Here is a 13,496-nt window from a genome sequence, read left to right as displayed (position 1 = left end):
TTTCTGTTGCTCTTGTTTAGGCATAAGTAGATTCCATACTTTGGAAAAAAATATCCTTGCAATAATTTACCCATGGCTTTTAATAAACTTTATACAGAAAACTTCTACGCCAAAAGAAACTCAGAAACAGAGAAATCTGCCCATACTATCTTGTCCATACTTTTTTCTTATTTCCAACCCAAATCCATGGTTGATTTTGGATGTGGTGTGGGTACTTGGCTGAATATAGGAAACCGACTTGGAGTTTCTGACTATTTGGGGATTGAGGGAGAATGGCTGAACAAAAGGCACTTGGTGATCAAAGAAGATTCATTTATTCATCGAGATCTAACAACCAAAATTCAACTTCCAAAAAAGTATGAATTAGCTATTTCCCTTGAAGTAGCTGAGCATATCGATGAAAAATTTGCATCGCTCTTTGTTGAAAATCTTACTCAAGCCTCAGATGTGATTTTGTTTTCGGCAGCAATTCCAGGTCAACGAGGTTCGGGTCACGTCAATGAACAATGGCCAGACTATTGGATCGCCAAATTTGAGGAGCATGACTACTCTCCTTTTGATATCATCAGACCGGCTGTTTGGAAAAATTCCCAAGTGAAAACCTGGTACAAACAAAACACACTGGTTTTTGTAAAGAAAAACAAACTACCGGAATTGCCATCATTTATGGAAGTACCAAACACTGGAAAGTCAACTTGGTCAATTGTTCATCCTGAAACATTTAAAAGGCAAATCGAAATTTCTCATCCTAAATATTCAAGTCTTCCAGAGCTACTTAAAAGTATACCTTACGTTTCTGCAAATGATTTTAAAAACCTGATAAAGAAGGTGATTAAAGGTTGAATTAGTATATTTTAGCCTGTTATTTGATACTTGCCGGATCCAGTGTTTTTCCTCTTTTTCCCAGAATAGCGTGAAAAGTTGCCAAGGTCTTTAGTCTTAGCCTTAATAATTTTTGATCCTCAAATCGGATGATGGCATAGCTAAACTTAAGCTCACGCTTGATCCATGCTAGAATAGTTTGCAAGTCCTTCCGTTGAAGACCCAAATAAAGGTGGTTCCGGGTGTTGTAATATTGCCTCCAAGGCGGAGTACCTCCTATTGAACCAGCCTTTTCATCTTCGATCAATCCGTTGGGAAGGGTAAAGATGGAGTAGCCGGCATCTCTTGCACGAAGACAGTAATCAAACTCATAGGTACCCACAAAATAGTCGGGATCGCAAGTGCCAATCTCCTGAATGAGTCGTGTGGAAATCAAGCAGCCGTCAAAAGTCACCAGATCCGTTTCTATCAATTTATCACTTGGTTCTACATAGCTTGGAACCCGCACTCCCTTCCAGTTTAGAAGGGTTGCCTTCCCCCTATTGTTGAAGTTTCCAATCTTGACCAAGCCGATTTTTTGATTACTCACTTTTTCCAATGCAGATTTCAAGGATTCAAAAGATCGATCTATCGGTCTTGAATCGTCATTAAATAACCATGCCCATTGCAGTCCCAAATCCTGAATAGCTTGCATTCCAATAGCAAACCCACCAGCAGAGGCAATATTTTCCGGTTGGTTTTTAATAATCAGACTTGTAAAGGTGGGATCAATCTCTTCTGAAAGGAGTTGGACCGAGGGATCATTGTTAATTACTACGATGTGAGCTTCTGCAATACCTTGATTAAGAATTTCAAAAATGGTTTTGCGCAAAGCTTCAGGTCTTTTGTAAGTCACCACTACCACACCTAGTTCATCACGGACAATTCTCATAGATCCAGTGTTTTACCTTTTATCCCATGAGAATAATGAAAAAATGCCAAAGTTATCATCCTGAAATTAGTCCAGCCATATCTTAATCCGTACCGGAAGCCATAAAATGCCTTTCCGATCCATTTCAAGATGAGTTGGTTTCGCATCGAATTCAACGTCAGCGAATCGGAAATGTAAAGTAGACTTCTCAGGCTGTAATATTCCCGAGCAGCATTTTTCTTTTTCCGATACAAGGGTCTCTCATAGTCCAATCGATTATGTTTTTCGCGAAGAGCTAAAAAAATTCCACAATGAACTAAAACAACAAAACCTTGTCTATTCGCTTTAAGGCAAAGATCCAAGTCTTCAAACCCAAAAAATAGTCCCGAGTCAGGGAGTATTCCTTTCTTGACGATTTGGGAGCTTACGATCATAGTCATTCCTCCTCCTACATAATCTACCTGAATACACTCTTTTTTTTCCAATAATCGGGTCTGTACTCGTTTGATTACTCCCTTTTTACGGTCAAAAAAATGACCTACCGAACCTACTATTCCACAAAATGGATTTTCTTCTCTAATGCTAAGAAGCTTCTCGAATGTATCAGGAAAAAAAGGGGGATCATTGTCGTCTCCCCAAAAAATCCAATCTAAGCCCTCCTCGTTACAAAGTTGAAGACCTTTTACCCCAGCTCCAGAAGGTCCGGCATTATAGCCCATTCTATAATACTTGATTTTGGGATTGAGCAAACCAGCAATGATATGGTCCGTTTCTAGGTTACCCGAATTATCAATCACCCAAATTAATTCAGGCGGATAAGTCTGAGCAAAAAGTTTATCCAATGTTTCGACCAGTAGAATAGGTCGATTGTAAGTAATAACAAATCCCCCAAACCTCATTAAAGCGGAATTTCTGGCGTATAGATCTTTTTTGAAACTTTGGGAAAAAAAGCTACAATCAGCCTAAGTAATGTGGCCATCTTTTTTGGATTCAGCTTCCACGATTTCAAAAGATATTCCCGGGCAAGCTCAAAGTTTTGAAATCTCAACTCAATAACCCCAATATTCTGATAGTACAAATGTTTGACATGCGGGGAAAGGTAATCCTCATGCTTGGACAAAATGTAAGTTATAGAATATCGCATGTTTACAAGGTTTTTACTTCCTTCATTGGTAGCTGAATGATATTTAAATGCAACAAAATCAAACTTATCTATCTTAGTTCCGCTTTTGTCCAATCTGAATTTCAGTTCAGTATTCTCTCCAAATTTCAAATTGGAATCATATCCCCCTAAGGCGTTAAACAATTCCTTTTTGATTACAAAACTCCCTGACACAAATCCAACATCTCCTGTCGTCACATTTCTAAGTATAGATGACTTACCATCTACAAACACATAGCTGGCTTGTATTACTTCAGTAAGCGGGTTGCCTATCACTCTATTTGAAAATTGAATTAAGGAATCTTCTTCTAATTCATCATCTGAATCCAAAAAAATCAGCCATTTGCCTGTAGCGATTTCCGCACCTTTATTCCTAGCGGAACATACACCTCCATTATCTTGATAGTGATAAATCACTTGGGGAAAGGATTCCAAAACTTTACTTGTATGGTCTGTAGAACCATCATCAACTACGATAACTTCCCAAGCAGGATACGATTGAGTTAGCACCGATTGAACCGCCCTGCAGAGGGTGTGCGCTCGATTGTAACAAGGTATGACTACAGAAAAATCAACAATCAAAATATTACTTTAAAATTTATAAATAACTTTTTACAAATACAATCAGTGATAAACTTATGAAAATGCAAGTTATATATAAATATCATTAGAATCTATAATAATTATATCATCAAACTAAACAAAGAATCTAATAACTACTATTGAAAAAGTGTTTTATTTTTTCTGAATCCAGATACAGCAGTAGCGTAATTCTTAAAAAAAGCAAGAAATTTTGTTTTAACAACTACCGAGTCGACCATACTACTGTAAGATTTCTTTGGTAGAATAAATATTTTAATTAAACCTTTAATAACTAAATATAAATTTAAAAGAAGGTGTTTCTTAAAATCAAACGCAGAATCAAAATTATGAATGCGATAGGATAATAAAATAGGAAAACTCAAACTTATTCCTCTCTTCAATTTTAAATAATAATCAAAATTTATACGCTTGATTTCAATATTGTGATAGAATTTAAGGGATTCAGAGTACATCAAATCCATACCTGATAGTTGGATTGCATGACAAAACTCCACATCGCCTCCTGAAGATAGTTCATCACCTTTTCTGCAGGAAAGCAACGACCGAAAACCTTTGTCTCTTAATGATACGAGTATTGGCTTTCGATAAAAACATCCAGCGCCATATAGATGATCAAATTTTGGCAAAACTTCAAGATGCTTGCCTTGAGGACCAAGAGCATAAGATTTTGAAAACTGATTAAACCAATTTGGAACATGTTCATAAGGTAAAATACCCAGCCCGCCCAGCGCGCCTACATTTGGATTTTGCGTTAGGATCATTAAACCATTCTCTAAGTAATCTGTAAATAGTTCATTATCATCATCACAATCTAACAGAATATCATACTTAGAAATACTGATTCCATGCCAAAATGCAAACATCTTACCAGGAATAGAAAAATGTTCAACCCTAAAATCTATGCCTGATTTTTCCAAAATTGACTTAGCTTTAAGAAAAGTATTATCATTAGAATTATTATCTATAAATACCAACTCCCAAGGAAAAGAAGTCTCTTGAGAAATAATTGAATTCAAAGTCCTCTCAATCTTGTGAGCACCGTTGTAGCTACATAGAATGATACTTATCATCTAAACGATAAAATTTCTAAAAAATTTTTTAATAATTTTCTTAATCTTTCTTTTAACCTTACTTTGCTTAGACTCCTTTTTTTCTTTGAACTTCAAACCCGGTTGAACACTTGAGAATTTAACATAACCATTACTTAGAAGAATATTTTTATAATCATCATACAATCGAATTAAAGCTTTGTTGTGGGGGTAGGTTGAATCAAGAACTGAAATCCTTTCAGTTAAATTACTATTGACTGGTCTATAGCCACTAAAGTGAAAAAAAAGAAGAGGAATATCCACTGTATTTACATAAAATCCTGAATCATTAAGTAACAAATTTCGTTCGCTTAAATTCCACCACGCCATATTCCAGCCAAATTCTTTTACAACTAGAACTTTTTCAAAGTAAAGTGGAACAAGATCCATCCACTTTTGATCAACAAAAATTCCTTGACACTTATCAATCAGGCAGTATTTCCGAAGACGTTCCTTCCACCAGTGGATCAGTTTAAATGATTCTATACCTCTTTTAAGTCCAATAAATCCCAAATTAAACATACCATGACGAAGAGAAGCAAACTCACCCACAGTTGGCTGCATCGCAGTATGCACAAGATTAGGAGTCAAAAGAATCTCAAAATCACTTGAAAACCTATCCAAGAGCTTGGGAGTACCATAAAAATATAAATCTGGATCTAAATAATATATATAATCAATATCAGAGAATTTAGAAAAAAGATACTCAAAATAAAAAGGTTTGACAGCAGTGTTAAACTCTACAATACTATAAATAGACAGCATATCCTCAAACTCAGGACACCCGATATCAAAGCAAGGCAATAATAAAGAATTCCTACCAAGGGAGTAATTCAACTGACTGTTAACTTTATCAACCAAACCAATCACAAATAAAGAATTTCCTTCATTCAATTGAAGTGAACTTCCTAATGAAAGAGCAAATGGAATATAATTATTAGAACAAAGGGTAAAGTAAATTGACTTCATCAATCAAGTAAATATTATATTAGCTAAAATCATACTTAATGAAACTCCACCCTTTTATTAATTAGAATTCAATTCAGTCAAACGATGAATTGTTGCTAACAAAATCTCTTTTTTCTTTTCTATATCAGATATGGCTCTCCAATTAGATAAACTTACAAAATGAATCAATGACTCATCAAAAATTTCGAAATTACCATTCTGATCACCTTGTCCTTCTAGTTCATCAATTTTCAACTTTCTATAGGTAGCTAATATACCAGGATACTTTGTTTTGGAATAAACGCTATCCCAAAGACCACCTCCTGTATCCAAATAGTACTTTTTCTGGAAATGTTTTGAAAGAAAATTAAAATGCCAAGGAAATAACCCTTTAAAAAGTGAAAAGTCAAAAAAACAATAACCTGCCCAAATCGACCAATACGGAACATCTTTAGTCCTTTCTTCCATATAGCCACCTCCTTTGATATAGCTATTAACTACACGACCATATACACCTTGAAATAATTTTCCAGAAATTTCAAATGATTTGAATGGAAATATATCATGGTCTAAGTATCCAAAAATAGGGGGTTTAATCTTTCTAACCACATTGACAAATGCCCAATGCATCGCAGCACCATGAGATTTATGATCAGAAAAAGGAGTCTTCGGAACGCCATAATACAATACCCAATTGCTCTTACAGATTTCTTTCAATTCATTTCTAACGGAAAGTGAAGTTGAGTTATCTACTACACAATGAATAAAATCTTCTTTGAAATATTTCCTTAATAAATTGATTTGCAACTCTACAAATTCAACATTATTATAAGCAACAGTCAATAAGAGAATGTGATTATTCTTAATTGGAAAATAAATTAAATCAGTACTCTTTTCAAAAAGAAAACGATAGTATTGAAGGTTGCGAAATAAACTCATTTAAAAATTCTAATAATCAATTTGAATATCTTATTAAGAATTACCTCTCCACGAGATGGAAACAAGTCCGCAAATTCCGTCTTTATTTGTTCTGGAAAGGTGTCTCTCTTTAGTGTGCTAATACCTCCAGCAGTGAAAACTGCTATAATCAAATTCACATACTTAAATTTGGTCAATCTTCTACAACGTAGATTTAGATGCCAATCCGCAGATACGGGATAACGCAAATCAAAAAAAAGATTATTGAGAATCAAGAAATCTCGCTTATATAAAATGGACTGATGACAAATAGATTTAAACAGCATCCTGTTTTTCGAAAACTTCCCTGCATAAATATCACCATCTTTTGCCCAGCCAACATCACCAAAAACTTTAACATTACCATAAATAACAGAGAAATTTTCATTATAAATATATCTATAGATATTTTGAAAAACATGCTCACTATAAATCACATCATCAGATCCTAAAAAATAGATCCATTGACCTCTTGCTAAATTAATACCTTTATTCATAGCATCATACACACCTAAATCTAAATGTGAATGAATTTTAATTCGGAAATCATTAAAGCGCCTTACTTCTATCAATGTATTATCAGAAGATTTAGAATCAATAATTAAAATTTCATAATTACTAAAACTTTGATTAATTACACTTTTAACACACCTATAAACAGTCTTTTCAGAATTAAAACAAGGAATAATAATTGAGAAAAAAGGCGAAAACATGAAATGATCTTTATAGATTCAATTCAGAAATGTGATCTCTCCAAAATTCGAAATTGTTAACGTAATTCGGAAGATCTGACCTAGAAAATCCATGACAACCAAACGGCAATTCAAAATTATTCAATTGATAAGATTTATCAGGTGACACATCAAAAGAAAACTTTAATGCATTAGGAAAATCTGCTACTTTAAAAAACTTATTAAACGAAGAAACATAGTGACAGAAAAAAGAATCCTCATTAGAATCCCAATTTCTTCCACGAAATGAAAATAATTTAGAGTTAATCAACATTGATTTAGTTTTTCTTAGAGAAAAACCTCCATTCCCAACGATATTTATTTTACTTTTATCTAAAAATTTCCAAATCAACTTTAACTCAAATGGATAAATATTCTTCATGTAAAGCCAAGAATAAACATTTAATCCAATCCAAGGAGCACCAATATAATCATAGCCTTTACTACACCAATATAACAATTCATCTCTAAAAACCCAAGAATCCAACTCATAAAACATTATATAATTGTAATCTCTATACCTTTCATACAAAAAAGGAGAAATTTTCAACCTATTAAACATAGTGTAATTACTATGCCAATTTGGATTAATAAAATCAAATTCAAGATCTTTATTAACTTCCAAATATTCAGACACATCAAGTCCAATGGGACATACAAGCTTAATCGGATGCGATCCTAGAATATTTAAACATTGAATGAGCGACATTTTCTCAAAAAAAGTAGGGATTTTCTTATGAACAATAATTAAAATAACAACTGTATTCATCTTAAAAAAAATCTCTTAAATTTTTTTTTAACTATCTCAAAATAGATCTTCCAACTAACCCTTCCATCTGTAAGGCTAATAATTCTTTTCTCTAATCTTTCAATCTGGCAGTTCTTACTTTTCAACAAATCAGGATGAATTTTACTTAACGAACTGAAGGCTTCTGGAAAATTAAAATATGAATCCTTTCTTACTACTAGAAATAAATTTTGCTTATACCAAAAATCCACAGAATTATTCTCCCAAATCAAAGGTCTAATTATATCAAAAAAGACAAAATTAAAATGATTAAATAATTTTTCCCAATATTCTGGCCATTGTTCATTAAGATGATTTTGCCCCCCTTGACCAGGTATAGCGGCAGAAAAAAGAATAACATCTGAATGACAAACAAGAGTTCCCACAAGGGCTTCTGCTGCTTCTTGAGGCAAATGTTCTGCTACTTCCAAACAAAGGCACAGGTCAAACTTTCTCCCTAAGTCCAATGGTAATGAAAGATTATAAGGATAAAACTCATTCTTTTCTAGGTACTTAGCTAATAAATTAGGGCTAACATTTTCCCCATCTACTCCCAATACCTCCTGAACTCCCAAATCCTTAGCTACTGAAAGCCATGTCCCTATTCCACAACCTATATCTAAAATTGAATTTGGTTTTATAAGCTTAAATACGTTTGGAAGAATAATGGAAGCAGAAACCTTATTATGAATTATTTCATTATGCAAATACATAAGTTAGTCATTTTTAATGATAAAAGCGACACCATCTTTTGATTGAATCCTAGAAGAAGAGTTTATACTATTTAGATAAAAATGTACAGCTCGGCTACAACCATCCCAAGTATAATAATCATCAATAATCACAACCCCCCCTTTTGATACCTTAGGAAACAGATATTTTAAACACGTAAGAGTAGAATCGTACCAATCAGCATCCAATCGCAAAATACTAATGCTCGAAACAAATGGTGTATGGGATAATGTCTCGTCGAACCAACCTTTAATTAATTTAAAATCAAACCCAGTAAGAACCATCGCTTCATTTGCATATTGCTCCTCAGCTGTACAATTATCAAAATAATTTTCTCCTGAAGTATTATTTTGCCAATTAATAGCATTTATTCCATCAATTTCAGCTGCTTGTGGCAATCCCTCAAAGCTATCAAACAAAAAATATTTTTTTTTCCCAACTACTTCAGCAATTCCAGCAATCATCCCTCCTTTCCAAACCCCACATTCTACAACATCTCCAGGAATAGCCTTAAATTCTGATGCAATCTCCAAATTTGAAATATAAATATTTCTTGGAATCATGGTATATCTTGAATACTTTGAAAAAATGATTGAACATTTTCTTCTAAACCTTAAACCATTTAAAAATCTATAAACTCTAATCTTTAACATTTTCATAATTCAATCTTACTAACAAATGATTCTGGACAAAAATATCCGTTATTAAACGGTGAATGAGGAAATGTCCTTCCGCTAATTGGTGATTCAACAACTTCAAATCCAAGAATATTCTTTTTCCAATCTAGTGTTTCTGAATAATCAGAACCAGCCCATAGCGATAATTTGTATAAACCAGGGACTAAAGGAGGTAAATTCAGTTTAATATTGAATTGGCTTAAATTCGGATTAAATCTCAAAATTGATTTGGGTTCAGAAATAGATTGAAATATATTTGTATTATCTTGGGCACTTATATCAATTGCAACAAATCCTTCTTTGTGTTTATAATTCGAGACACATTTAAAATTTAAATCTAAAACCAAATTTGGTTGTTGACCACTGATTGCTATAGAAATTTCAGTAAACTCGAAAGCCTTTGTCAAATCAGGCACAGTACTTTTCCAATAATTAGAAGGTTGAATTCCATCAAATTGATTTAAGTATACTTTTACAACCTCATTCAGACTTCCTTCAGCAGTTACTTCACCAGAATTTAAAAGAATAGCACTTTGACATAAATTTTGAACTGCAGCCATATTGTGACTAACAAACAAAACAGTTCTTCCTTGATTCCTACTAACATCCTCCATCTTTCCCAAACACTTCTTTTGGAATTCATAATCTCCCACAGCCAAGACCTCATCGATAATCAAAATTTCCGGGTCTAGATGAGCTGCTACAGAAAACCCCAAGCGAACTTTCATTCCGGAAGAATAAAACTTCACAGGAGTATCAATAAACTTTTCCACTCCAGAGAAATCGATGATTTCATCCAATTTAGAGTCAATTTCTCTGCGGGTCATCCCAAGGATAGTTCCGTTCATGTAGATATTTTCCCGACCAGAAAGTTCCGGATGAAAACCAGTGCCTACCTCAAGCAAGGAAGCTACTCTACCGTGAATTTCAATCTTCCCTGAGGTGGGTTCGGTAATTTGAGAAAGTATCTTGAGTACGGTTGATTTACCTGCCCCATTTTTCCCGATTATTCCTAAAACTTCCCCTTCTTTGACTTCAAAGGAAATATCCTTCAAGGCCCAAAAAACAGATTCGTCTTCGGTTTGAAATCGATTAAGGTCTTTAAGTCGCTTTAGGTTCTGCCAAGGGGATTTTATCACCGAAGCCACTTGCCCTATCAGAGTCTTTGCTTGCTTTTCTTTCTGACCTAAGCGGAAGCGCTTGGAGAGGTTGCTTACTTTGATTACGGATTTACTCATAAGCAAAAAGGATGGATTAAAGAATCATAAAATTGGTAAATCAAAGCTTAAACAAATTACTTTTTCTATACACAGAAAACTTCTCTTTCAAAAACAGAACTAAACCCAATGATATAAACGGAACAATCGGCAAAATATATCTTGGTATATTATGTGTCAATAGCACATGAAAAAAAAACACAAGCATTGGCAATGTGAAAAAAATCAAATAATCAATTTTCCAATATATGAGTGATTTGATAAACATGATGAAGAAAACAAGATAGGAAAGGCCAATCAAAAGGACAAATACTAGATTATTGCCTTTATAAAACCACAAGCCTTTCCAAGCAAATGGAATTGAAGTCAGTATGTGTGATTGCCAATTATTTTTTATAGTTTTTAATGATTCTTCTTTAATGTATTGATCAGAATCAAGTCCTTTCAGATTCGCCTCAGCTTGAAGTATTGGTAAGGAAATAAACATTGAACGTCTTAAAAAACTGACTAACTGATTATAATCACCTGCCTCAATTGCCCTATAATCATGCTCCAAATCACGATTAAGTCTTTGTAGCTTCCCTCCATCCAAGTAATCTGCCTTTTCATATCCAAAATATTTCTCAAAAATAACTTTCTTCAATACTTCAGGTGCAAAAACATAGAACATTCCGACCCGTTCCACGGAATTCATCTGGTCCATTTCAGCCCTTAGCAAAAGAATTGTCCCTCCTCTAGTGGTCAAACTAAAATCATCAAGGTAAATATAGTTCCTAAGTTGCCATGGTAGAATGGTGAGGAAAGTTAAAAGAAATGATAAAGCAAATATTTTGATTTTCTGAATCTTAAACGGACTCTCATCTTTAAACCAAATTAGACTTATCATCAAAAAAAGATAAATAGGAACGAGATAATAAAAGACTCCCTTAGACATTATCAATAATCCCAATAAAATCGCAAGTAAAATGGACTTCCAATATTTTGGTTCTCTATTAATTAACAATAAGACGCAAGCAGAAAAAACAAATAAAACTATAGATGGTAAATCAGACAATAAGTTTTTTAAGTAAGTAGTAGATATTGAAAAATAAGTCATAGGAATAAAGGCAGAAAAAATCATCCAGGAATGAGATCCCGTCAAGATAAAGTGCAACCACCAAATTCCGATATACAATAGAAATAAATAAAAAATGTTTATTTGGGTTAATTGCAAAACTAAGTTTAAGTTTTGCCCAAGCTGATTTACATCAATTGAATCTTTTATATCTGTAAATAAATGAATATTGACAGCATTCAAAAAACTACTTATTGGTTCTCTGTAATTAGTGGGGATCACACCATCATAAGAAAAAGTCTTATTAAACGCCAAATGATAGCTCAACTCCAAATATTCAGCAGAATCTTTTTGTAGAGGTCTTGGGTTGGTTATTCTGTTTACATTGGCCAAAATCAAGAAACAAAACATTACCAAGAGATTAACAATAATCCAAAGATTATTCCTTAAAAAACTATTTTTCACTTTTCGTTCGTCCAAAGGCTACACAATTCCAACTGAAGAAAGTTAGACTTCCAAAAAACTTCATTATTAATTCATCAATAAAAGTAAAGAATTGAGATAGGGGAATCAATAACCACATTGGTTTTAGTACCACCTCTGCAAAAGGTGTTGAAAAATATCCTTGACCGAATACTTGGATTTTTTCTAAGCCGACTGACTCATAAAGTCTTTTCAGATCCTCAGGAATCAATTGTACCTGATCATCTGAATAGCTTTTGTCGAGTTTAGTCCGAAGGTTTCTTAAGCCCTGAATCAAGGGATTGCTGGATTGAGGTTCATTAGCCACCAAAACTCCACCTGGTTTCAAAAAAGAAACAATATGGGCTAAGATGCCTTGCATATCGTCAAAATGATGGAGTACTCCAATCATAAAGATGACATCAAACTTCTCCTCTGGTTGGTATTCCTTGATATTGGCACAGATAAATTGAGCCTTGGGCTTAGAATTGTATTGATTGGCATAGTCAATTAATCCTTGGGAATAGTCTACTCCTACGTAGGCTAAATAAGGCTTATCCAAGTAATTGACTGAAAAGCCTGCCCCACACCCGACTTCCAATACCCTTGTATTTTCATTGAAATTTACTCCCTTCAAACTACTTAATAGCCGATGCTTTCTTGCGATAGAACTTTGTGGGGCCAAGTCCTTTTCCAAATACTTTGGAGAAATGGCATCAAAGAGAGCCTTATCTTTAATTTCGTGATGTGATTGATCTTTAGACAATTCCGCCATCAACCTTTTGATAAACAGCTAATTGATTACATCCTAGCTGAAATGTTTTATAATTCATTATTGAAAGCCCTACTTCTTCACCAAGTATTTCAAGTCGCTTTTTATTAAAAATCGCAATATGATCATCTTGCCCTCCTTCTTTATCGAATAAGCCGAAGGAAGTTCCTATTCTGTGGACAATATCATTTCCAAAAGGTGTAGGAGTAGTTAAAACTATCCTTCCATCCGGCTTTAGTAAATCTGGTAATTGACCGAAAAGGAATTTCAGATTGAATACATGTTCAATCACTGCCAAAAGGACTATCGTATCAAACTGTTGATTTACCGGAATTTTTTCAGAATCTAAATCAACTTTATAAAATTTGGAATCAGGATACTGAGCAGAAAGCTTTTGAACTAGTTTATCATCTATTTCTATTCCGGTGTATGAGGAAAATGGGATATTTCTTTCCCTCATTAATTCACGGTTTCTTCCTGGGCCGCAGCCAATATCCAGAATGTCACCCTTGAGATAGGGTAATACCATGGAAGTTCTTTTATTTCTTAAATAAGGGCTAAGTAATCCAGGCAT

General features: G+C 33.9%; 15 protein-coding genes. 1 reads left to right on the top strand and 14 read right to left on the bottom strand.

Annotation, left to right across the window (positions count from 1 at the left end):
* Window positions 1-186: 186 nt before the first annotated feature.
* The gene (locus tag AAA943_RS11000; RefSeq protein WP_338224294.1) at window positions 187-843 is read left to right on the top strand and encodes a hypothetical protein; all 657 of its coding nucleotides are present in this window, start codon (window positions 187-189) and stop codon (window positions 841-843) included.
* A 19-nt stretch (window positions 844-862) separates the two neighbouring features.
* On the opposite strand, the gene AAA943_RS10995 is transcribed toward AAA943_RS11000, so the two are convergent.
* From AAA943_RS10995 to AAA943_RS10930, 14 genes are all read right to left on the bottom strand, one after another.
* Entirely contained in the window at window positions 863-1,753 is an 891-nt protein-coding gene (locus AAA943_RS10995) for a glycosyltransferase (RefSeq protein ID WP_338224293.1), read from the bottom strand.
* A complete protein-coding gene (locus AAA943_RS10990) occupies window positions 1,750-2,631 on the bottom strand; it encodes a glycosyltransferase (protein WP_338224292.1) in 882 nt (293 codons plus the stop codon). The genes AAA943_RS10995 and AAA943_RS10990 overlap by 4 nt, the downstream gene beginning before the upstream one ends.
* Entirely contained in the window at window positions 2,631-3,476 is an 846-nt protein-coding gene (locus tag AAA943_RS10985) for a glycosyltransferase family 2 protein (RefSeq protein ID WP_338224291.1), read from the bottom strand. Before AAA943_RS10985 ends, AAA943_RS10990 begins: the two co-directional genes overlap by 1 nt.
* 137 nt (window positions 3,477-3,613) lie before the next feature.
* Entirely contained in the window at window positions 3,614-4,567 is a 954-nt protein-coding gene (locus AAA943_RS10980; protein WP_338224290.1) for a glycosyltransferase, read from the bottom strand.
* Window positions 4,568-5,554, bottom strand: a complete 987-nt coding sequence (locus AAA943_RS10975; RefSeq protein WP_338224289.1) for a hypothetical protein — start codon at window positions 5,552-5,554, stop codon at window positions 4,568-4,570. It abuts the gene before it with no gap.
* 57 nt (window positions 5,555-5,611) lie between these two features.
* The gene (locus AAA943_RS10970) at window positions 5,612-6,472 is read right to left on the bottom strand and encodes a hypothetical protein (protein WP_338224288.1); all 861 of its coding nucleotides are present in this window, start codon (window positions 6,470-6,472) and stop codon (window positions 5,612-5,614) included.
* Window positions 6,469-7,203, bottom strand: a complete 735-nt coding sequence (locus tag AAA943_RS10965) for a glycosyltransferase family 2 protein (protein WP_338224287.1) — start codon at window positions 7,201-7,203, stop codon at window positions 6,469-6,471. Before AAA943_RS10965 ends, AAA943_RS10970 begins: the two co-directional genes overlap by 4 nt.
* A gap of 10 nt (window positions 7,204-7,213) precedes the next feature.
* The gene (locus tag AAA943_RS10960; RefSeq protein WP_338224286.1) at window positions 7,214-7,990 is read right to left on the bottom strand and encodes a DUF5672 family protein; all 777 of its coding nucleotides are present in this window, start codon (window positions 7,988-7,990) and stop codon (window positions 7,214-7,216) included.
* Entirely contained in the window at window positions 7,987-8,721 is a 735-nt protein-coding gene (locus AAA943_RS10955) for a class I SAM-dependent methyltransferase (RefSeq protein WP_338224285.1), read from the bottom strand. The genes AAA943_RS10960 and AAA943_RS10955 overlap by 4 nt, the downstream gene beginning before the upstream one ends.
* A 3-nt stretch (window positions 8,722-8,724) precedes the next feature.
* The gene (locus AAA943_RS10950) at window positions 8,725-9,393 is read right to left on the bottom strand and encodes a TylF/MycF/NovP-related O-methyltransferase (RefSeq protein WP_338224284.1); all 669 of its coding nucleotides are present in this window, start codon (window positions 9,391-9,393) and stop codon (window positions 8,725-8,727) included.
* A gap of 2 nt (window positions 9,394-9,395) precedes the next feature.
* Window positions 9,396-10,655 (bottom strand): ABC transporter ATP-binding protein, encoded by a 1,260-nt coding sequence (locus AAA943_RS10945; protein ID WP_338224283.1) that lies wholly within the window; start codon window positions 10,653-10,655, stop codon window positions 9,396-9,398.
* 40 nt (window positions 10,656-10,695) lie between these two features.
* Window positions 10,696-12,168, bottom strand: coding sequence for a hypothetical protein (locus AAA943_RS10940; protein WP_338224282.1), 1,473 nt, complete (start codon window positions 12,166-12,168; stop codon window positions 10,696-10,698).
* Window positions 12,143-12,925, bottom strand: coding sequence for a class I SAM-dependent methyltransferase (locus tag AAA943_RS10935; RefSeq protein ID WP_338224281.1), 783 nt, complete (start codon window positions 12,923-12,925; stop codon window positions 12,143-12,145). The genes AAA943_RS10940 and AAA943_RS10935 overlap by 26 nt, the downstream gene beginning before the upstream one ends.
* Window positions 12,909-13,496, bottom strand: coding sequence for a class I SAM-dependent methyltransferase (locus AAA943_RS10930; RefSeq protein ID WP_338224280.1), 588 nt, complete (start codon window positions 13,494-13,496; stop codon window positions 12,909-12,911). Before AAA943_RS10930 ends, AAA943_RS10935 begins: the two co-directional genes overlap by 17 nt.

The organism is Algoriphagus confluentis (genome assembly GCF_036245625.1).
Lineage (GTDB): Bacteria > Bacteroidota > Bacteroidia > Cytophagales > Cyclobacteriaceae > Algoriphagus > Algoriphagus confluentis.
Note: the sequence above shows the minus strand (reverse complement) of the source record. Positions and strands in the feature narration are given on the sequence as shown.

What these genes read in the sequence shown, in the direction of transcription:
- AAA943_RS11000 (WP_338224294.1), top strand. Translation starts at nt 187, where the DNA reads ATGGTTGATTTTGGATGTGGTGTGGGTACTTGGCTGAATATAGGAAAC.
- AAA943_RS10995 (WP_338224293.1), bottom strand. Translation starts at nt 1,753, where the DNA reads ATGAGAATTGTCCGTGATGAACTAGGTGTGGTAGTGGTGACTTACAAA.
- AAA943_RS10990 (WP_338224292.1), bottom strand. Translation starts at nt 2,631, where the DNA reads ATGAGGTTTGGGGGATTTGTTATTACTTACAATCGACCTATTCTACTG.
- AAA943_RS10980 (WP_338224290.1), bottom strand. Translation starts at nt 4,567, where the DNA reads ATGATAAGTATCATTCTATGTAGCTACAACGGTGCTCACAAGATTGAG.
- AAA943_RS10975 (WP_338224289.1), bottom strand. Translation starts at nt 5,554, where the DNA reads ATGAAGTCAATTTACTTTACCCTTTGTTCTAATAATTATATTCCATTT.
- AAA943_RS10970 (WP_338224288.1), bottom strand. Translation starts at nt 6,472, where the DNA reads ATGAGTTTATTTCGCAACCTTCAATACTATCGTTTTCTTTTTGAAAAG.
- AAA943_RS10965 (WP_338224287.1), bottom strand. Translation starts at nt 7,203, where the DNA reads ATGTTTTCGCCTTTTTTCTCAATTATTATTCCTTGTTTTAATTCTGAA.
- AAA943_RS10960 (WP_338224286.1), bottom strand. Translation starts at nt 7,990, where the DNA reads ATGAATACAGTTGTTATTTTAATTATTGTTCATAAGAAAATCCCTACT.
- AAA943_RS10955 (WP_338224285.1), bottom strand. Translation starts at nt 8,721, where the DNA reads ATGTATTTGCATAATGAAATAATTCATAATAAGGTTTCTGCTTCCATT.
- AAA943_RS10950 (WP_338224284.1), bottom strand. Translation starts at nt 9,393, where the DNA reads ATGTTAAAGATTAGAGTTTATAGATTTTTAAATGGTTTAAGGTTTAGA.
- AAA943_RS10945 (WP_338224283.1), bottom strand. Translation starts at nt 10,655, where the DNA reads ATGAGTAAATCCGTAATCAAAGTAAGCAACCTCTCCAAGCGCTTCCGC.
- AAA943_RS10935 (WP_338224281.1), bottom strand. Translation starts at nt 12,925, where the DNA reads ATGGCGGAATTGTCTAAAGATCAATCACATCACGAAATTAAAGATAAG.
- AAA943_RS10930 (WP_338224280.1), bottom strand. Translation starts at nt 13,496, where the DNA reads ATGCCTGGATTACTTAGCCCTTATTTAAGAAATAAAAGAACTTCCATG.